15 protein-coding genes and 3 pseudogenes are annotated in these 18,938 nt (G+C 69.6%); 12 read left to right on the forward strand and 6 right to left on the reverse strand.

Features of this window, described 5'->3' with window-relative positions:
- From Q0R13_RS12720 to Q0R13_RS12740, 5 genes and pseudogenes are all read right to left on the reverse strand, one after another.
- Nucleotides 1–548 (reverse strand): transposase (locus Q0R13_RS12720; protein WP_293904476.1); only part of this gene is annotated, 548 nt, incomplete at its 3' end.
- Nucleotides 549–686: 138 nt separating this feature from the next.
- Nucleotides 687–818 (reverse strand): annotated as a pseudogene (locus Q0R13_RS12725) (transposase); the annotation flags it as partial.
- Nucleotides 819–905: 87 nt separating this feature from the next.
- Nucleotides 906–1,190, reverse strand: coding sequence for a hypothetical protein (locus Q0R13_RS12730; RefSeq protein ID WP_293904449.1), 285 nt, complete (start codon nt 1,188–1,190; stop codon nt 906–908).
- Nucleotides 1,184–2,086 (reverse strand): annotated as a pseudogene (locus Q0R13_RS12735) (RHS repeat-associated core domain-containing protein); the annotation flags it as partial. The gene Q0R13_RS12730 and the pseudogene Q0R13_RS12735, both read right to left, overlap by 7 nt.
- Nucleotides 2,087–2,101: 15 nt before the next feature.
- A complete protein-coding gene (locus tag Q0R13_RS12740; protein ID WP_293904451.1) occupies nt 2,102–2,590 on the reverse strand; it encodes a hypothetical protein in 489 nt (162 codons plus the stop codon).
- A 254-nt stretch (nt 2,591–2,844) separates the two neighbouring features.
- Between Q0R13_RS12740 and ftsZ the strand changes: the two genes are divergently transcribed.
- From ftsZ to ligA, 7 genes are all read left to right on the forward strand, one after another.
- Nucleotides 2,845–4,344 carry a cell division protein FtsZ gene (gene ftsZ, locus Q0R13_RS12745; protein WP_293904453.1) on the forward strand — a complete coding sequence of 500 codons (1,500 nt, stop codon included), beginning with the start codon at nt 2,845–2,847 and terminating at the stop codon, nt 4,342–4,344.
- Between the two features lie 191 nt (nt 4,345–4,535).
- Nucleotides 4,536–4,754, forward strand: coding sequence for a hypothetical protein (locus tag Q0R13_RS12750; RefSeq protein WP_293904455.1), 219 nt, complete (start codon nt 4,536–4,538; stop codon nt 4,752–4,754).
- Nucleotides 4,755–5,006: 252 nt separating this feature from the next.
- A complete protein-coding gene (lpxC, locus tag Q0R13_RS12755; RefSeq protein ID WP_293904457.1) occupies nt 5,007–5,900 on the forward strand; it encodes a UDP-3-O-acyl-N-acetylglucosamine deacetylase in 894 nt (297 codons plus the stop codon).
- Between the two features lie 95 nt (nt 5,901–5,995).
- Complete coding sequence (locus Q0R13_RS12760; protein ID WP_293904459.1) at nt 5,996–6,607, forward strand: MSMEG_1061 family FMN-dependent PPOX-type flavoprotein; 612 nt, start codon at nt 5,996–5,998, stop codon at nt 6,605–6,607.
- A gap of 130 nt (nt 6,608–6,737) precedes the next feature.
- Nucleotides 6,738–7,748 carry an outer membrane protein assembly factor BamD gene (locus Q0R13_RS12765; protein ID WP_293904461.1) on the forward strand — a complete coding sequence of 337 codons (1,011 nt, stop codon included), beginning with the start codon at nt 6,738–6,740 and terminating at the stop codon, nt 7,746–7,748.
- Nucleotides 7,749–7,827: 79 nt separating this feature from the next.
- Nucleotides 7,828–9,525, forward strand: coding sequence for a DNA repair protein RecN (recN, locus tag Q0R13_RS12770; RefSeq protein WP_293904463.1), 1,698 nt, complete (start codon nt 7,828–7,830; stop codon nt 9,523–9,525).
- Between the two features lie 153 nt (nt 9,526–9,678).
- Entirely contained in the window at nt 9,679–12,003 is a 2,325-nt protein-coding gene (gene ligA, locus Q0R13_RS12775) for an NAD-dependent DNA ligase LigA (RefSeq protein WP_293904465.1), read from the forward strand.
- 174 nt (nt 12,004–12,177) lie between these two features.
- On the opposite strand, the gene Q0R13_RS12780 is transcribed toward ligA, so the two are convergent.
- The gene (locus Q0R13_RS12780; protein ID WP_293904467.1) at nt 12,178–13,437 is read right to left on the reverse strand and encodes a YdcF family protein; all 1,260 of its coding nucleotides are present in this window, start codon (nt 13,435–13,437) and stop codon (nt 12,178–12,180) included.
- A gap of 162 nt (nt 13,438–13,599) precedes the next feature.
- Between Q0R13_RS12780 and Q0R13_RS12785 the strand changes: the two genes are divergently transcribed.
- The 5 genes and pseudogenes from Q0R13_RS12785 to Q0R13_RS12805 all read left to right on the forward strand — a co-directional run.
- Nucleotides 13,600–14,679, forward strand: coding sequence for a TrkA family potassium uptake protein (locus Q0R13_RS12785; RefSeq protein WP_293904469.1), 1,080 nt, complete (start codon nt 13,600–13,602; stop codon nt 14,677–14,679).
- Between the two features lie 92 nt (nt 14,680–14,771).
- The gene (locus Q0R13_RS12790) at nt 14,772–16,154 is read left to right on the forward strand and encodes a hypothetical protein (RefSeq protein ID WP_293904471.1); all 1,383 of its coding nucleotides are present in this window, start codon (nt 14,772–14,774) and stop codon (nt 16,152–16,154) included.
- 12 nt (nt 16,155–16,166) lie between these two features.
- Nucleotides 16,167–17,078: a zinc ABC transporter substrate-binding protein gene (locus tag Q0R13_RS12795; protein ID WP_293904472.1), complete on the forward strand. Its 912-nt coding sequence runs from the start codon at nt 16,167–16,169 to the stop codon at nt 17,076–17,078.
- Nucleotide 17,079: 1 nt separating this feature from the next.
- Nucleotides 17,080–17,877 carry a metal ABC transporter permease gene (locus Q0R13_RS12800; RefSeq protein ID WP_293904474.1) on the forward strand — a complete coding sequence of 266 codons (798 nt, stop codon included), beginning with the start codon at nt 17,080–17,082 and terminating at the stop codon, nt 17,875–17,877.
- Nucleotides 17,878–17,955: 78 nt separating this feature from the next.
- Nucleotides 17,956–18,938, forward strand: a pseudogene (locus tag Q0R13_RS12805) (hypothetical protein); the annotation flags it as partial.

Genomic DNA, 18,938 nt, shown 5'->3' on the forward strand with positions numbered 1-18,938 from the left:
CGCAGGCGCAGCGACAAGGCCTCGTCCTCGCCCGCGGCGACCATGGCGGCGAAGTCGGGATAGCGCGACAGCACCGGCCCGGTCCGCGTCAGGCCATCGCCGCGCGCCGGGTTCAGGCAGGCGTGCAGGCTGGACCAGCGCCAGTCCGCCGCCCGCTCGACCAGCCGGGCGCGAACTGGATTCAGGGCCACATAGCGCAGGGCCGCGCCCAGGTGGGCCTCGTCCATGGCCACGCAGCCGAAGCGGCCCTGCCAGAAGTGGCCGCTGCGCCGCTCCCGCGCATGGATGACGCCGGCATAGCGGCGATGCACCGGCGCCAGGCATCGTCGCAGACCGTCGGGGTCGGACGGGACCAGGATCAGGTGGACGTGGTTGGGCATCAGCACCCAGGCCCAGACCTCGACGCCGGTCTTGGCCGCGTTCTCGGCCAGCAGGTCGCGATAGAGCTGGTAGTCGTCGTCGCCAAAGAACGTCCGCGCCCGGCCGTTGCCGCGCTGGGTGACGTGGTGGGGAACGCCTTCGAACACCGTGCGAGCCATGCGCGCCATGGCCGGAGGCTCGCACTCTGCGGCCACGGCGTCAATTAGTGCACTGTCACCGTAATTGGTCCGTAATTGTCCAGCTTCGGCTGGTCGACCGCGTTGCGAGCGCAGCGCCAACGCTCCGCCCACCCGCCATGCGTCTCTCCACCGGTAGATGATCGTGCGCTTGACCCCCACCTCCAGCGCCAGGGCGCTGCCGCTCTCGCCCGCCTCCAGCCGCTCGATCACCGCCAGCTTGAACTCGCGGCTGAAGCTTCGTCGTTTCTCCTGGGACATCCGTTCTCCTAGATCGAAGAACCGTCCCCTATTTCCGTGTCTCTGTCTGGGGGTTCACTCCACAATTACGCGATGTCCCCGGAACCCTCATAGGACATCGACACTGACGCCCTTCGAGCCGAAGGCTTCACGGATATTGGCGATGATTTCCTGCCGCCGTTCGGGAGGCACTAGCGCCGCTCGGGAACCCGCGAGAACTATTGTGTCTTTGTAAACAACGATCCCGATACCCTCAGGCGGATTGATAAACTCAAAATCCATTTCAAATGTTCGGGTGTCATCAGAATATCGAAGGGTGTAGTCTCCCCTTTCTATTTCATATCCGCGGTCCGAAACAATTAAGTTGGGTTTTGGGTACGAGTACTTCACCATCCGACCGCTCGTATTACAATCGATGTTACATTGGGGTTGGCCATCAGCGCGGGATACTCAATCCTAGCCCACGTCGACGTCAATGAGATCGCAGGTCCTTGAAACACGTAAACTACGCCCTTCGCGCTTTGCGCGAAATTTAGGGACGCCGCGTCGATCGCCGCGGCCGCATCCGCCTCACTTAGTCCGGCTGTCGCGACATCCAGAATCTCCGCGCCCGCGGTCGTCGCTGCTTTTTGTGCCGCCGCCCGCGCGCCAGCTCCGGTCCAAAATAGCGACGAGCCTTCCGGAATTGCAATCGCCGCGTCTCCGAGCACGATCCCGGCCAGCCCAATTCCTGCAACCGCGGCAGCCGGAGCAGCTACGGGCGCCAACATCCAACGCGTCTGGTTGGCAGAAATATTCGTTGCGGCTTGCCACGAGTAATAATCGGCGAGGTCGCTAACCCGATATCCTGGAAGAGCAGTAACAACAACGCCCTGAGAGCATCCAGAAGTGCATCCTGGATCAATTGCTTTCGGAGGCACGTAAGTGACCGTGCCTCCTCCCGCTCCAATCGCCCTATTTGTCGCTCCTTCATTTATAGTTGCCGTTCCACCGTTGCCATGGCCTTGGCTGTGACTACCAAAAACGCCAGTAAAAGCGCCGACGAGTTCGTGAAATATCTCATCGAAGTCGATGCCCATCTGCCCGCTCGGATCACTCCCGTTGACCGGATCCCCATGGACGTAGGCGTAGATATTGGGTCCATCCCCATACCCAATCGGGTCGGTCTGCAGGAACCGCCCCATCACCGGATCATAGGCCCGCGCGCGGTCGTGGTAGAGCTGGGCCTCGGGGATGGCGATCTGGCCGGTGTAGCGGAAGCGTGAGCCCGCCCAGGACTGCGGCTCGCCGTAGGGGCCGTAGGTTTAGGGGGTGACCGTCCCCGCGGCGTCGGACGTCGACACCACCGACCCCTGCCGGTCCTGCTCGAACCACCGGGGCTGGGTGTCTGCGCCGCTACCCTCGAACCACATCACATACTGGTCGGTCCCAAGGTCGGCCAGGTAGGAGCGCAACACCGCGCCCGCGCCGTTGGTCTCGGCGGCCAGGGCCGGGCCGTCATGGCGGAAATAGGTGACCGTCCCACCGGTGGCCGTCTTCGCAAGCCGGCCCCAGGGGGCGTAGTCCAGGCTGACGCTGGCCAGTCCACCGGTGACCGCGCGCAGCCGGTTCTCCGCAGCGTAGCTGAAGGTCCGCGTCCCGTCCGAGGTCAGGCTTCCCGAGCCGTCGTAGCCTGAGGCGGCTGCGATCGCGGCGTCGCGGTTCAGCTGGTCGTGGGTATGGTTGACGGTGGTCGTCGGCTGGCCGCCGAAGGCTGCCGCGGCCCTGCGCGCCCGCGCCGCCGCCGACTTCAAGGCCGGCCCCCTGTTCGCGCTGGCGGCGGTGACCTGAGTCATGCTGTCGCGGCGTTACTGTTGATTCGCGGCGTTGCTCTCGGAGAAAGCCGCGAAATTCCCCTGTGGTTAAGCTCGACGCCGTTCCGACTCAGCGTATGCGATTAACCTCCGATTAACGGTGTCGGCGCGTACTTAACGCTTCGTTACCATGTGCGTTTTGGGCCGGGGGTGGCCTGGCGCTGAACCGCATTCTGGGGAAGGACAAGACGTCCATGACCATCTCGCTCTCCGCGCCGCGCGCCACGGAACTCAAGCCTCGCATTGTCGTGTTCGGCATCGGCGGCGCGGGCGGCAACGCGGTCAACAACATGATCGACGCGGGCCTGGAAGGCGTCGAGTTCGTGGTCGGCAACACCGACGCGCAGCAACTGCAGTTCGCCAAGACCGAGCGCCGCATCCAGCTGGGTGTGCAGGTGACGCAGGGCCTCGGCGCCGGCGCCCACCCCGAGGTCGGCATGAGCGCGGCCGAGGAAAGCATCCCGGAGATCGGCGAGCATCTGGACGGGGCGCACATGGTGTTCATCACCGCCGGCATGGGCGGCGGCACCGGCACCGGCGCCGCCCCGATCATCGCCAAGTGCGCCCGTGAGCGCGGCATCCTGACGGTGGGCGTGGTGACGAAGCCCTTCCACTTCGAAGGCCGCCATCGCATGCGCCTGGCCGACGCCGGGATCGCCGAGCTGCAGCGCTACGTCGACACCCTGATCGTCATCCCCAACCAGAACCTGTTCCGGGTGGCCAACGAGAAGACCACCTTCGCCGAGGCCTTCGGGATGGCCGACCAGGTGCTGCATTCGGGCGTCCGCTCGATCACCGACCTGATGGTGCTGCCGGGCCTGATCAACCTCGACTTCGCCGATGTCCGCACGGTGATGACCGAGATGGGCAAGGCGATGATGGGCACCGGCGAGGCGACGGGTGAAGACCGCGCCCTGATGGCCGCCCAGAACGCCATCCAGAACCCGCTGCTGGACGAGATCTCGCTGAAGGGCGCCAAGGCGGTGCTGGTCAACGTCACCGGCGGCCTCGACATGACCCTGCTGGAAGTCGACGAGGCGGCCAACGCCATCTCCGAACAGGTCGACCCGGAAGCCAACATCATCTTCGGCGCGGCCTTCGACCCGTCGCTGGACGGGATGATCCGAGTGTCGGTCGTCGCCACCGGCATGGACGGCGCCTCGATCGCCGCCATCGAGCCCAAGATCGAGCGCCGCTCGCTGATGGCCGAACCGCTGCGCGCCACGGTGACGCCGCGCGAGCCTGAGTTCGTGGCCGCCCCGGTGCTGGAACCCGCGCTGGCGGCCGAATCGGTCCTGGCGCAGGAAGAAGAACAGCCCGACATCTTCGGCGCCCCCCGGGCCGCCGCCCCCGTCGCGACGCCGGCCGTCGTCCAGCCCGTCACCCGCATCGTCGACCCGGCCGCGGCCGGGCCGGGGGATGCGTCCGACGAGCCGCTGTTCGCCGAGCCGGCCTATGAGCCGCGCCGTCCGCGCGGCGGCTTCCTGAGCATCTTCGGCAACCGTCCGCGCTACGACCAGGGCCCTGGCCCGGGTCCGGCGCAGAGTCCGGGGATGCAGGCCTCGGCCCCGCGTCCGTCGGCGGCCCCCAGCCGCGGCGGCGCCCAGTCGCTGGAAGCCATCGCTCCGGTCGAGAACACCGACCACCATGAGGACCTGGAGATTCCCTCCTTCCTCCGCCGCCTGGCCAACTAGAGCGCGTCAGGCGAACGTGGATCCCGGTTTCGCCGCCCGACGCGCTCTAATCAAAGAGTCAGAGCCTTTTTATCTGGTTCAAGTGAGTCCACTTGAACCAGAAAGGCTCTAGAAAACGTCGCGAAATCGTCACCCTGTTTCAGGGGCCGGCTTGCTAGAGTCCTCCCGGATCCCACGCCGGGAGGATTTCCATGAGTGGCCATCGCATCATCTGGGTCTCGCCGCTGGCCGATGGCTGGGCGGTCCTGTGCTCGGGCCTGGAGCCGATCGTCTTCCGCTCGGGCGCGCGGGCCGAGGCCCAGGCCAAGCGGCTGGCCGCCTGCCTGGCGAAACTGGGCCGCGCCGTGCAGGTGCGGATCCTCGACCGGGCGCGGAATCTGGTCGGCACGCAGATGTATCCCGCGGCCTGAACGCCAAGCTTCGTCATCGCCCGGACAAGCCGTGCGGTGCGACATCGGGGGTCGGAACGGCGCACGCGCTGACGGGATGTCTTGCCCTGCAATGCGGCGACAAGGGGACGGAAACCGCCCGTGGTTAACCAAATCTGAAGCGAAACATTGCGAAACACGAAGTGCTTTGTTGCGCTGCATCAATCGGCTTAGCAGCACGTTTGGGGGCAAGGGTCGGTCATCGCACCGCGTATCGTTGCAGGAAGGTCCACCTTGGCCGCACCGGCGTTCCAACACACCGTCCGCTCGCCCGCGCTGTTCGCGGGCGTGGGCGTCCATACCGGGGCCTATACGCGGGTCTCGGTCCGCCCCGCGGCGAGCAATTCCGGCATCCTCTTCGTCCGCACCGACGTGACCGACCGCGACAATGTCGTGCCGGCCGACGGCGAGAGCGTCTGCAAGACCCAGCTGGGCACGGTGATCGGCAATGCGGCCGGGGTCACCGTCGCCACCATCGAGCACCTGATGGCCGCCTTCGCCATGCTGGGCGTGGACAACGCCGTCGTCGAGGTCGACGGCCCGGAAATGCCGATCATGGACGGCTCCGCGGCGCCTTTCATCCGCATCCTGGACCGCGCCGGCCTGCGCCCGCAGCAGGCGGCCCGGGCCTATATCGAGATCCTGGACACCGTCGAGGTGGTCGAGGGCGACAAGCGCGCCACGGTGATCCCGGCCGACGGCTTCGAAGTGGCCTTCGAGATCGTCTTCGAGAGCGCCGCCATCGGCCGCCAGTCGGTGGACCTGGAGATGGACGAGCGCGCGTTCCGCGAGGAGCTGGCCGACTGCCGCACCTTCGGCTTCCTGCGCGAGGTCGAGGCGCTGCGCGCGATCGGGCTCGCCCGGGGCGGCTCGATGGACAATTGCGTGGTGGTGGACGGCGACCGGGTGCTGAACCCCGAAGGCCTGCGCCGGCCGGACGAGTTCGTGCGCCACAAGGCCCTGGACGCCATCGGCGACCTCTACACCCTGGGCGGCCCGCTGCTGGGCCGCTTCGAAGGCGTCTGCGCCGGTCACAGCCTGAACAACGCCCTGGTCCGCGCATTGCGCGCCCAGCCCGACGCCTGGCGCGTGCGCACCCTGGTCGAGGACCTGCGCCAGGCGGTCTGAGCGCTTCCGCTCCCACCCAGGCGCGGGAGGGGAAGGGGCAGGAGGGCACTTGCGAGCCGTCGCAATCATGCCCTGATGTCGGTAGGGAGGCTCCCATGCCTGACGATGCGGCGGCCCAGCTGGACCAGATCTACAAGGCGCCCCATCCGTTCGTGGTGGCCAAGGCGCTCGACCATGTGGACAAGCATGGCCGGCGCTTCATCGGGCTCTCGCCCTTCGCGGCCGTCGCCACGACGGGGGCGGACGGCAGCGTCGATGTCTCGCCGCGCGGCGGCGGTCCGGGCTTTATCCATGTGGCGGAGGACGGGCGAAGCCTGCTGCTGCCGGACCGGCCGGGCAACAACCGCCTCGACAGCCTGCGCAACGTCGCCGACGGGACCGGCGAAGTCGGGCTGATGTTCATGATCCCCGGCGTCGACGACATCTATCGGGTCCACGGCCGCGCGGTCCTGCTGGTGGACGACGCCCTCGCCCAGGATTTCGCCGAGTTCGGCAAGGTCCCCAGGACCCTGCTGCGGATCGCGGTGCGGGAGGCCTATCTGCACTGTCCCAAGGCGTTGATGCGGGCCGACCTTTGGGGCGACAGCCATAGGGTGGATCGCGCCAGCCTGCCGTCGCTCTCGGAGATGGTCAGCGACCAGCTCGGGCTCGAAAAGCCCAAGGCCACGCAGGAGCAACAGGTGGACGGCATGCGCCAGACCCTGTGACGGCGTCGCGAACCGCGACGATCCACCTCCCCAGTTCCCGCCAGGACAGGCGACGCCCGCCGTTTGCGCGCCACAAGTCGTAGTGTAGAAGCGACTCTCTCGCGTGGGGGCGCGCGTCGGTTCTGAGGTGATGGTGTCTTCGCTACGCAAATCCAGCCGGGTGGTCCTGATCGCCACCGCCTGCGCGCTCGCCCTGTCCGCCTGCGCCAGCAACAAGCCCAAGAAGCCGCGGCTGGCCTATGAGGAGCGGCCGGTCGAGCTGCTCTACGCCACCGGCGCAGACCGGCTGGATCGCCGCCAGTGGAACCAGGCGGTCGACTACTTCCAGGAAGTGGAGCGCCAGCACCCCTATTCGGAATGGTCGCGCCGCTCGATCCTGATGCAGGCCTACGCCCACTACGAATCCAACGACTACAACGAGGCGATCGCCGACGCCGACCGGTTCATCCAGCTGTATCCCGGCAACCAGACCGCGGCCTACGCCCACTACATCAAGTCTATCTGCTACTTCGAACAGATCGTCGACGTGAACCGCGACCAGGCGGCCACCGGCCAGGCGCTCGACAGCCTGCGCGACGTGGTCCAGCGCTATCCGGCGTCCGAATACGCCCACGACGCGCGGCTGAAGATCGACATGGTCAACGACCAGCTGGCCGGCAAGGAAATGACCATCGGCCGCTACTACCTGCGCGAGGGCGACACCCTGGCGGCGGCCGGGCGCTTCAAGACCGTTATCGACCGCTACCAGACCACCAGCCACACGCCCGAGGCGCTGTACCGGCTGGTCGAGGCCTACCTGACCGTCGGCCTGCTCGACGAGGCCAAGCGCAACGGCGCGGTGCTGGGCTACAACTATCCCGGCGATCCCTGGTACGGCAGCGCCTACAAGCTGCTGACCTCGAAGGGGCTGCGGCCGGCGATCGAGCCCAAGGACGACGGCAAGCGCGGGTTCATGCATCTGCCGTTCACCCGCGACAAGCAGAAGACGGTGAAGCCGCCGACGACCGCCGCCGCCGCCCTGGCCGCCAAGCCGGCCGAGGTCGCCGACGCGACGCCGACCGCGACGCCCACCACGGATGCCGCAGCGCCGGCTCCCGCCAAGGCGAAGAAGAAGTTCTTCCACATCCCGTTCATGAAGTAGGGCCGGCGAAACAGGCGTTGGGGAACAAAACCTGTCCGACCCCTTCTAACCGCGGCGATTCCGTACGATCTTCCCCGAGATGCTGATCGGCCTGCAGATCCGTGACGTGGTGCTGATCGAGGCCCTGGACCTGTCCATCGGGCCGGGCCTGACCGCGCTTACCGGCGAGACCGGGGCGGGCAAGTCGATCATCCTGGACGCCCTGGGCCTGGCCACCGGCGCGCGGGGCGACGCGGGCCTGGTGCGGCGCGGCGCGGCCCAGGCGGTGGCCAGCGCGGCCTTCGCGCCGCCGCCCGAGCACCGGGTCTGGGACATCCTGGAGGCGAAGGGCCTGGCCTATGCCCGCGACGAGGACCTGGTCCTGCGCCGCATGCTGAGCGCCGACGGCCGCAGCCGCGCCTTCGTCAACGACCAGGCGACCGGCGTGGGGGTGCTGAAGGCGCTGGGCGAGGCGCTGCTGGAGGTGCACGGCCAGCACGAGACCGTGGGCTTGCTGGACGCGCGCACCCATCGGCCGATGCTGGATGCGTACGGCGTGCTGGAGGCGCTGGTGGCGCAGACGACCGCGACCTGGCACGGCTGGCGCGAGGCGCGCGAGCGGATCGAGGCCCTGCGCGCCGAGGTCGCCCGCTCCGCGGCGGAGACCGAGGAACTGACCTTCCGCCTCTCCGAGCTCGACCGGCTGGACCCGAAGGCCGGCGAGGAGACGCAGCTGGCCGAGGAACGCGCCCTGCTGGGGGCGTCGGAGAAGGCGCTGGCCGACATCGCCGCGGCGCGCGAGGCGTTCCAGGGCCTCGGGCCCCGCGTGGCGGGCGCGATCCGGGCGCTGGAGCGGGCGCGTGAGCGGGCGGTCACCGCCGGGGCGACCGCGCAGGGGACCGCCATCACCCGCCTGGTCGCGGCCGGCGAGGCGCTGGACCGGGTGCTGGTGGAGGCCGGCGAGGCCGAGGCCGCCGTCGACGCCGCCGCCCAGGCGTTCGACTTCGAGCCCGACCGGCTGGAGAAGGCGGAGGAGCGGCTGTTCGACCTGCGCGGCCTGGCCCGCAAGCTGAACGTGGCGGTGGAGGAACTGCCGATCCTGCGGGCCCGCTTCGCCGAGCGGCTGCGGGCGGTGGAGTCGTCCGAGGCGGCGCTGACAGCGGCGACCGGCGCCGAGGCGGCGGCGCGCGTGGCCTATCTCGGCGCCGCCGGCCGGCTGAGCACGGCGCGCGGCGTGGCGGGCGCGCGGCTGGCGCGGGCGGTGACGGCCGAGCTCGCGCCGCTGAAGCTGGACAAGGCGCGTTTCCGAGTGGCCGTCGAACCGCTGGCCGAGGATCGTGCCGGGCCGGCCGGCCTGGACCGCGTGGCCTTCGAGATCGCCACCAACCCCGGCGCGCCGTTCGGCGACCTGGGCGCCATCGCCTCGGGCGGCGAGCTGGCGCGGTTCGCCTTGGCCTTGAAGGCGGCGCTGGCCGAGCGCCAGCGGGGCGTGCAGCCGCTGATGATCTTCGACGAGGTCGACCAGGGGGTCGGCGGCGCGGTGGCCGACGCGGTGGGCCTGCGCCTCAAACGCCTCGCCCTGGCCGCCCAGGTGCTGGTGGTCACCCACAGCCCGCAGGTCGCCGCCCGCGCCGAGGCCCACTGGCGGATCGTCAAGGCTGGCGAGGGCGAGCGCGTCCGCACCGCCGTCGAGACGCTGTCCTCGGCCGACCGCGAGGAGGAGATTGCCCGCATGCTGGCCGGCGCCGAGATCACCGACGCGGCCCGCGCGGCGGCGAGGGCGCTGATGGATGCCTAGCTTGCGCTTTTCCATCCCCTTCATGGGGAGGGACAGGCGGCGCAGCCGCCAGGATGGGGAACTGTGGGCCGGAATGCGGAGTCGGAGCTTGCTCCTGACTTCCCCACCCGGGCCGCTTCACGGCCGGTCCCTCCCCATAAGGGGGAGGGAAACGTGAAACCCGTCGATACCCTCACCGAGGCCGAGGCGCTGGAGGAACTCACCGCGCTCGCCGACGAGATCGCCGCGCACGACATCCGCTATCACCAGCGGGACGCCCCGACGATTTCCGACGGGGACTATGACGCGCTGAAGCGGCGCAACCTGGAGATCGAGGCGCGGTTTCCGCAGCTGGTGCGGGAGAACTCGCCGTCGCTCAGGGTCGGGGCGGCGCGGGCCGAACAGTTCTCGCCGGTCGAGCATGGCGTGCCGATGCTCAGCCTGGACAACGCCTTCGCCGACGAGGAGGCGGTGGAGTTCGATGCGCGGATTCGGCGGTTCCTGCGGCTCCCGGCGGACGAGACGGTGAGCTACACCGCCGAGCCGAAGATCGACGGGCTGTCGTGCTCGATCCGCTACGAGCACGGGCTGCTGGTCCAGGCTGCGACGCGGGGCGACGGGCGGGTGGGCGAGGACGTCACCCAGAACGTGCGCACCATCGGCGATATCCCCCGGCGGCTGCGCGGCGCGGGCTGGCCGGACGAGATCGAGATCCGCGGCGAGGTCTATCTGGGCCACGACGGGTTCATCGCGCTGAACGCGGCGGCCACCGAGGTGGGGCAGAAAACCTATGCCAACCCGCGCAATGCGGCGGCCGGATCGCTGCGCCAGATCGACCCGAAGATCACCGCGGCGCGGCCGCTGCGGTTCTTCGCCTATGCCTGGGGCTCGCATTCGGCGCCGTTCGCCGACACCCAGTGGGACGCGCTGGGCAGGCTCAAGGCCTGGGGCTTCCAGACGACGCCCGAAAGTGCGCGGGTGGAGAACGCTGACGGCCTGGTGGCGGCCTACGCCCGCATGGAGGCGGTGCGGCCCAGGCTCGGCTACGACATCGATGGCGTGGTCTACAAGGTCGACCGCCTGGACTGGCAGCAGCGGCTGGGGTTCGTCACCCGCACGCCGCGCTGGGCGATCGCGCGCAAGTTCCCCGCCCAGCAGGCGCGCACCATCCTGGAGGCCATCGACATCCAGGTGGGGCGGACCGGTGCGATCACCCCGGTGGCGCGGCTGCGGCCGGTGACGGTGGGCGGCGTGGTGGTCGAGAACGCCACCCTGCACAACGCCGACGAGATCGCGCGCAAGGGCCTGCGGGTCGGCGACACGGTGATCCTGCAGCGGGCCGGCGACGTGATCCCGCAGATCGTCAGCGTGGTGGAGGACGAGCCGCGCGGGCCAGAGCCGTTCGAGTTTCCCACCCACTGTCCCTGCCCGCTGGCGACGCCGCTGGCGCGGGAGACCACGGCGGCGGGGGCGGAGACGGTGGTGCGCCGCTGCACCGGCGAGTTCGCCTGCCCGTTCCAGCGGCTGGCGCACCTGCGGCACTTCGTGTCGCGCCGGGCCTTCGACATCGAGGGGCTGGGCGAGAAGCAGCTGACCCTGTTCCACGAGCAGGGCTGGGTGACCAACCCCGCCGACATCTTCCGCCTGCACGAACGGCGCGAGGCGATGCTGGCCCTGGACCGCTTCGGCGAGACCAGTGTCGCCAACCTGATCGAGAGCATCGAGGCGCGTCGCGACATCGCGCTGGACCGCTTCATCTACGGCCTGGGCATCCGCCATGTGGGCGAGACCACCTCGCTGGCGCTGGCGCGGCATTTCGAGACCGCCGCGGCCTTCGTGACCACTGCCAAGGCCGCCGCCGCCCAGATGGCCGGGCCGATGTACGCCGAGCTCTCCGACCTCGACGGTCTGGGCCCGACGGCGGTGCAGGCGGTGCTGCACTTCGCGCGCGCCAGGCAGGCGCTGTTGATCCCGCCCGACATCGCGCTGGATGCGCACCTGCACCTGGCGATCCCGAAGCTGAACGCCAAGGCCCGCGCCGCGCTGGTCCAGCGCTTCGTCGACTGGGCGAGCCTCGAGACCGCCGCCCGCCAGGCCGCCGCCGAAACCCCGGGGGAGGCCTTCCTGGAACTCGCCGGCGTGGATGCGGTGGGCGTGGTCGCGGCGCGGATGATCGCCGAGTTCTTCGGCGAGGCGCACAACCTCAACCTAGTCGACGATCTGTCGGCGCAGCTCAAGGTCGCCGCCGCCGAACGCCCCAAGACCGACACCGCCGTGGCGGGCAAGACCATCGTCTTCACCGGCGCGCTGGAAAAGATGACCCGCGACGAGGCCAAGGCCCAGGCCGAGGGCCTCGGCGCCAAGGTCTCCGGCTCGGTGTCGAAGAAGACCGACCTGGTGGTGGCTGGCCCGGGCGCCGGGTCGAAGCTGAAGACCGCGACCGACCTGGGCATCCAGGTGATGACCGAGAACGAGTGGCTGGCGATGGTGGCCGGGTAGGGGGCAACCGATACCGCTCATCCCGGCGAATGCCGGGACCGAAATCTCGTAGCTCGGCGACGGATTGGGCCAGCTCGGAGAGCGTAGAGGAGAAGTCTGCGCCAGCCATCTGGGTCCCGGCATTCGCCGGGATGAGCGGAGAGCGTTGAATAGGGTTCAAATTTGCTGCCCTCCTTACGGATCCAGAGGGTCGCTGGGGCCGAGTTGCAGGGCGTCGAGGCTGGGCTGGATCTCCACCTCGAAGCGGCCGAGCTGGGTTTTGGCGCTGTAGGGCACGACGCCGGTTTCCCGGCGGTTGCGCTCGTCGAAGGCGGGCTGGGCGATGTAGGCGCTCTGGCTCTCATCGCTGACGATCAGCACCTTCTTCGCGATCGGCGCGCCGTCGCGATAGAGCAGCCGGACGGTGTTGCGCAGGTTGGTGGTGGTGTGCCGCGCGTGGGGGTCGACCAGGATCGCGGCGGGCGGGATCCTCAGCACCTCGACCAGGTAGCGCTTCATCTCCAGGGCTTCGTTGAAGGGCGTGCGGGCCGGATGGACGTCGCCGCCGCTGACCACGATGAAAGCCGCCTTGCCGGCCCGGTAGCGGGCGACGGCCAGCTCCAGCCGCAGCTTGCCGGTGGCCGTCAGCCGCTCGCCCTCGCGGTCGGGCCCCGCGCCGGGGACCAGGATGGCGCTGTAGGGATAGCGGGCCCAGGCGGTCCGAGAGAACCGCTGGCGCGCGGCGGCGTTCTCGCCGGCCTCCAGGGGCTCGTAGCGGGCGGCCTCGTCGCGGCCCTCGGCTTGCAGCAGCAGGACCGCATAGGCCGCCGGCGCCGCGAAGAACGGCTGCGCCTGGGTCTGGGTCTCCAGGACCACGGCGTTCAGCAGGCGCAGGCGCTGGGCGTAGGCCGGGGTCTTCGGGTCGGTGGCCGGGGCGTCGATCAGCGGGAAGGCCGGGGGAAGTCCGACGGCGAAGGTGTCGACGATCCGCGCCATCGCCGCCACATGCTCGCGCCAGGCGGCGGTCAGCAGGTCCGCGCCGTCGCCGGACGCCGGCGGGGCGACGATGCCGCTGGCGGCCAGGTCCACGTCGACCACCCGCCGCACGGCCGGGGAAGCGGCATAGAGCCGGCGCAGGCCCTGTTCCGCCGCGGCGACCTGCTCCGGGGTCAGCCGCGCCGCGGCGGCATAGCAGGCCGGATCGATCGCGCAGGTCCGGTCCGCCCCCTCCAGCTGGGCGACATAGGCCGAACGCAGGGCGGCCAGCGGGGCGTCGGCGACGATCGCCGCGCGGGCGGGGGCGCTGCGCTCCAGCAGCCGGAACAGGTAGAGGATCTTGTCGTGGACCGGGTCGGCCAGGGCCAGCGGCGCGTGGGCCGGCGGCATGGCGGCGTGGCCGGGTCCTGGCGCCCCCGCGGCCAGGGCCAGCACGAGCCCTATCGCCAGTCCGCGCATCTGCATCGCCCTCCGACCCGCCGGCGCTGCCCGCGCCGCCCTCCTGCATCATACCGAGCCGTTTCGACGCCGCTGGTGAAACTTGAGGCGCCGGCCGCCTAAGGGCGGTTCCAGGCGTGGGGGACTTGCGCCGGAGGCGCGAGCCGCAACCTAATCCCGGCCATGAATCGCACCGTCCAGGGCCTGCTGGCGTCGCCGCTGCGCAATCTGGCGGTGGTCGTGCTGCTGGTGGTGGCGATGATGGCGGTGGCGGTCAGTGGCTACCTCGCCGCCGGCTGGAGCCTGACCGACGCCGTCTACATGGTGGTGCTGACCCTCTATTCGGTGGGCTACGAGGAGGTGCGGCCGATCGATACGCCGTACCTGCACGCGCTTACCATCGCCACCATCGTGTTCGGCTGCACCGCCATGATCCTGTTCACCGGTGTCATGGTGCAGGTGTTCACGGTCGGGCAGATCAGGGAGCTCTTGGGCATGGACAACGTGACCTCCGAGGTGGACCGGCTGAAAGGCCACGTGATCATCTGCGGCTTCGGCCGGATCGGGGTGATGCTGGCCAAGGACCTGAAGGACGGCGGCGTCGACGTCCTGATCCTGGAGCGCGACGACGGCCGGGTGGCTCACGCCCGGGCGGACGGACACCTGGTGATGCAGGCCGACGCGGCCGACGAGACCTCGCTGAAGGCGGCCGGCGTCGAGCGGGCACGCGTGTTGGCCACTGTGGTGCCGGACGACGCGGCCAATGTGTTCATCACGCTGACCGCCCGCAGCCTGAACCCGGCGCTGCACATCATCGCCCGCGGCGAGATGCCGACCACGGAGAGCAAGCTGATCTACGCCGGCGCCAACAAGGTGGTGCTGCCCACTCACATCGGCGCCGAGCGGATGGCCGAGATGATCCTCTATCCGGAGACCGCCCGCTTCATCCGCGGCTGGGACCGGATGCGCGACTTCGACAAGACCCTTCGCGACCTGGGCCTGCTGCTGGAGGTGGTGACCGTCACCGAGAACGCCGGATCCATCGGCCAGACGATCGGCGAGATGGAACGCCGGGCGAAAGGCGGCTTCTTCATCATCCAGCTGGACCGCAAGGGCGGCGAGGTGCTGACCCGCCCGCCGCAGCACGTGAAGATCGAGGCCGGCGACGGCGTGCTGATCGTCACCCGCACCGAGGCCGCCGCGATCCGCGTGATGTTCCAGGCGCCGGCCGAGCGCGTGCGGGCCGGGCGCAGCATGGTCTGACCAGGCCCGCCGCGGGCCGCGCCGAAACGGGGGCTTGGCGTTGCGTTACGATATATTATAACGCACCCGAAGTTGGGCTTGGCGGGACGCGGATGAGACTTGGAGCGAGACTTGCAATCGTCGCCGTGACGGCGCTGTTTTCGATAGGCCGTCCGGCGCTGGCCGCCCCGCCGCAGACGCCCCCCGCCGCCGACCTGGCCACCCTGCAGCAGCAGCTGAATGCGCTGCGCAGCGAGTACGACGCCAAGATCGGCAACCTCGAAACCCGGCTGAAGGCGGCCGAGGACCGGGCCGCCGCCGCGACGGCCGCAGCCCCGGTTGCGACCGCCGCCGCAGACGCGCCGCCGCCGGCCGAGGGCGAGGTGGTGATCGCCGAGGCGGCACCGGAGCCGATGGTCCACACCAGCTCGGCCAACGCCATGAACCCCGGCATTTCGGTGGTGCTGAACGGCAACTATGTGGCGACCTCGCACGACCCGGCCGGCGCACGCATCGCCGGCTTCCCGCTGAGCGCCGACGCCGGCCCGTTCAGCCGCGGCTTCTCGCTGGGCGAGTCGGAGGTCACCCTGGCCGCCAGCGTCGACCCCTATTTCGCCGCCAACCTGACCGCCACCTTCGGCCGCGACGACACGGTCTCGGTGGAGGAGGCCTATGTCCAGACCACGACCCTGCCGGCCGGCTTCACCCTGAAGGCCGGGCGGTTCTTTTCGGCGATCGGCTATCTGAACGAGCGCCACGCCCACAACTGGTCGTTCATCGACATGCCGCTGCCCTACCGCGCCCTGCTGGGCGTGCAGTACGGCGACGACGGGGTGCAGGTGCGCTGGCTGGCGCCGACGCCGTTCTTCCTGGAGGTCGGCGGCGAGCTCTATCGCGGCGACCACTTCCCGGCCGGCAACGGCGACCGCAACAAGCCCGGGACCGAGACCGCCTTCGTCCACGCCGGCGCCGACATCAACGATGATTCCAGCTGGTTGGCGGTGGCGTCCTACATCCACGCCGATGCCAGCAAGCGCGATACCGGCGGCGATATCTTCGATGGAAATACCGACCTGGGCATCCTGTCGGGGGTCTACAAATGGGCGCCGGGCGGCAACCCGACCCAGCGCAACCTGACGCTCAGCGGCGAGTATTTCTTCGGCCGCCAGGACGGGACGTTCAACGCCGTACCTACCCGACGCAATGAGAACGGCTGGTACGCCCAGGGGGTCTACCAGTTCACCCAGCGCTGGAGCGCGGGCCTGCGTTATGCCCGGCTTGGCGATGTCGGCGCGCCGCTCACCCTGACGGGCTCGGCGCTGGACGGCTTTGGTCATGCGCCCAGCGCGGTCACGGGCCTGCTGGAATACGACTCCAGCGAGTTCGGGCGCTTCCGCGTCCAGTACACCCGCGACATGGCCGAGCGGCGCGACAACGACGAACTGATGCTCCAGTACACCGTCGTCTACGGCCCGCACGGCGCGCACCGATACTGAGGAGAGAGTTCCATGCGTAAGGCCATCCTGGGCGCCCTGGGCGCGGCGCTGCTGGCGACGGGCGCCGCGAGCCCGGCCGCCGCGGCCCTGCAGGTGTTCGCCTGCGAGCCGGAGTGGGCGGCGCTGGCCCACGAGATCGGCGGCGACAAGGTCAGCATCTATGCCGCCACCACCGGCGTGCAGGATCCGCACCTGATCCAGGCGCGGCCCAGCCTGATCTCCAAGGCGCGGACCGCGGACCTGACGGTCTGCACCGGCGCCGAGCTGGAGATCGGCTGGCTGCCGATGATCGTCAGCCAGTCGGCCAACAAGAAGATCGCGCCGGGCCAGCGTGGGGTATTTCAGCCGACGGACTATGTGAAGCTGCTGGAGACGCCAGCCTCGCTGGACCGCAGCCAGGGCGACATCCACGCCGGCGGTAACCCGCACATCCAGTCCGACCCGCGCAACATGCTGCCGGTGGGCAAGGCGCTGGCCGACCGGTTCGCCGAGCTCGATCCCGCCAATGCGGCGACCTACCGCGCCCGCTACGCCGCCTTCGCCACCAACTGGACCGCGGCGCTGAAGAAATGGCAGACCGAGGCCGCGCCGCTGCGGGGCGTCTCCATCGCCGTGCAGCACCGCAGCTGGGTCTATCTGGAGAACTGGCTGGGCCTGCACCGGGTGGTGGCGCTGGAGCCCAAGCCCGGCGTGCCCCCCTCCAGCGGCTACCTGGCCCAGGTGCTGGAGGTGCTGAAGAAGCAGCCGGTGAAGATGATCATCCGCGCCGCCTACGAGGACGAACGGCCCTCGGAATTCGTCGGCGGCCGGGCCGGCGTGCCGGCCGTGATGCTGCCCTACACCATTGGCGGTTCCGACCAGGCCAAGGACCTCCATTCGCTCTACGACGACACCATCAACCGCATGCTGAAGGCCCTGAAATAGCATGAACACCGGCGCCATCGAGCTCAGCATCCTGATCCCGGCGTTCCTGGCCGGAATGCTGGTGCTCTCCACCCACGTGCCGATGGGCCAGCAGGTACTGGGTCGCGGCATCGTGTTCATCGACCTGTCGATCGCCCAGGTGGCGGGGCTGGGGGTGACCATCGCCGGCGCGTCGGGGCAGGACCCCAAGGGCTGGACGGTGCAGGCAGCGGCCTGTGGGGCGGCCCTGATCGGCGCCTTGCTGCTGACCTGGACCGAGAAGAAGTGGCCCGAGGTGCAGGAAGCGCTGATCGGGGTGCTGTTCGTCGCCGCCGCCTCGGTCGAGCTGCTGCTCCTGGCCAACAACCCGCATGGGGGCGAGCACCTGAAGGACCTGCTGGTCGGCCAGATCCTGTGGGTGACGATCCCCAGCCTGCTGCCGATCGCCGCCTTCTACGCCGTGGCCCTGGCGATCTGGTTCGGATTCCGCGACCGCCTGGGGCAGGTGGGCTTCTACGTCCTGTTCGCTCTTGTGGTGACCCAGTCGGTGCAACTGGTCGGCGTCTATCTGGTGTTCGCCAGCCTGATCGTCCCGGCGCTGGCGGCGCGGCGGTTCGTGCCGAGGCTGCGGCTGTGGGTCGGCTATGGCGTCGGGGTCACCGGCTATGTGCTGGGGCTGATCGTCTCCTCGCTGATGGACCTGCCGACCGGGGCGGCCATCGTGGTGACCCTGATCGCCGCGTTCGTGGGCGCGGTGATCGTCTCGGCGGTCGTGCCGCGGACCCTGCGGGCGCAGCCGCTCCTGGCGGCCGCCCACTAGTCCCATTGTTCGAGCAGGCTCGGTGGAACCTGAACGCCTTTCGCGAATTTGCGTTGTTGGGCCGGTGGAAACGATCGCATGAGAGACGGTGAGGGACTGGCCACGCCCGCCGTCGTTGACGAGCCCTACGCCGACATCTTCGTCGGCGACGGGGAGATGGCCCGGCTGATGCGGGCGAAGGACTGGGCGGCCACGCCGCTCGGGCCGCCGGACGTCTGGCCGGAGGCGCTCAAGGTCGCGCTGCGGCTGTTGCTCACCTCGCGCTTCGAGATGTGGCTGGGCTGGGGCCCGGACATCGCCTTTTTCTACAACGATGCCTATCGGCCGACCCTGGCCGACAAGCATCCGCGGTCCCTGGCCATGCCGGCGGCGGAGCTGTGGTCCGAGATCTGGGACGACGTCGGGCCGCTGATGCGCAAGGTCTACGACCGCGGCGAGGCGACCTGGAACCAGGCCATGCTGCTGCTGCTGGAACGCCGTGGCTTTTCGGAGGAGACCTACCACACCTTCTCCTACAGCCCGCTGATCGGCGACACCGGCCGGGTGGAAGGCCTGTTCTGCGCGGTGTCGGAGGAAACCGACCGGGTGATCTCGGAACGCCGGATGGCGACCCTGCGCGAGTTCGCGGCCGACCTGTCGGCGGTGGATACCCGGGCGGCGGTGCTGCGGACCCTCAAGCAGCGGCTGGGCGCCAACCTCCGCGATCTGCCCTTCACCATGACCTTCGAGTTGCGGGACGACGGCAGTCCCCGGCTAGTCGCCGCGACCGGCGGCATGGACGGCCATCCGATGGCGACCGACCTGTCCCGCTGGCCCGCCGGGCGGATCCTGGCGGGCGAGGCGGCCGTGGAGGTGGATCTCTCGGACGTTGCGGGCCTGCCGGCCGGGGCTTGGGCGCGCGCGCCGACCCTCGCCCTCGCCGTGCCGGTATCCGCACCGGGATCGGAGCGGCCGGCCGCCATGTTCGTCGCCGCGATCAACCCCCACCGCATCCTCGACAGCGACTACGCGGGCTTCATCCAGCTGCTGGCCGGCCAGATCGCGGCCGGCCTGTCCAGCGC

The organism is Phenylobacterium sp. (assembly GCF_025351295.1).
Classification (GTDB): domain Bacteria; phylum Pseudomonadota; class Alphaproteobacteria; order Caulobacterales; family Caulobacteraceae; genus Phenylobacterium.

Excerpts from the sequence above, each read along its gene's own strand:
- Q0R13_RS12780 (WP_293904467.1), bottom strand. The coding sequence starts at position 13,437 with ATGCGCGGACTGGCGATAGGGCTCGTGCTGGCCCTGGCCGCGGGGGCG.
- Q0R13_RS12760 (WP_293904459.1), top strand. The coding sequence starts at position 5,996 with ATGCCTGACGATGCGGCGGCCCAGCTGGACCAGATCTACAAGGCGCCC.
- recN (WP_293904463.1), top strand. The coding sequence starts at position 7,828 with ATGCTGATCGGCCTGCAGATCCGTGACGTGGTGCTGATCGAGGCCCTG.
- Q0R13_RS12800 (WP_293904474.1), top strand. The coding sequence starts at position 17,080 with ATGAACACCGGCGCCATCGAGCTCAGCATCCTGATCCCGGCGTTCCTG.
- Q0R13_RS12765 (WP_293904461.1), top strand. The coding sequence starts at position 6,738 with ATGGTGTCTTCGCTACGCAAATCCAGCCGGGTGGTCCTGATCGCCACC.
- Q0R13_RS12785 (WP_293904469.1), top strand. The coding sequence starts at position 13,600 with ATGAATCGCACCGTCCAGGGCCTGCTGGCGTCGCCGCTGCGCAATCTG.
- ftsZ (WP_293904453.1), top strand. The coding sequence starts at position 2,845 with ATGACCATCTCGCTCTCCGCGCCGCGCGCCACGGAACTCAAGCCTCGC.
- Q0R13_RS12750 (WP_293904455.1), top strand. The coding sequence starts at position 4,536 with ATGAGTGGCCATCGCATCATCTGGGTCTCGCCGCTGGCCGATGGCTGG.
- Q0R13_RS12795 (WP_293904472.1), top strand. The coding sequence starts at position 16,167 with ATGCGTAAGGCCATCCTGGGCGCCCTGGGCGCGGCGCTGCTGGCGACG.
- Q0R13_RS12730 (WP_293904449.1), bottom strand. The coding sequence starts at position 1,190 with ATGGTGAAGTACTCGTACCCAAAACCCAACTTAATTGTTTCGGACCGC.
- Q0R13_RS12790 (WP_293904471.1), top strand. The coding sequence starts at position 14,772 with ATGAGACTTGGAGCGAGACTTGCAATCGTCGCCGTGACGGCGCTGTTT.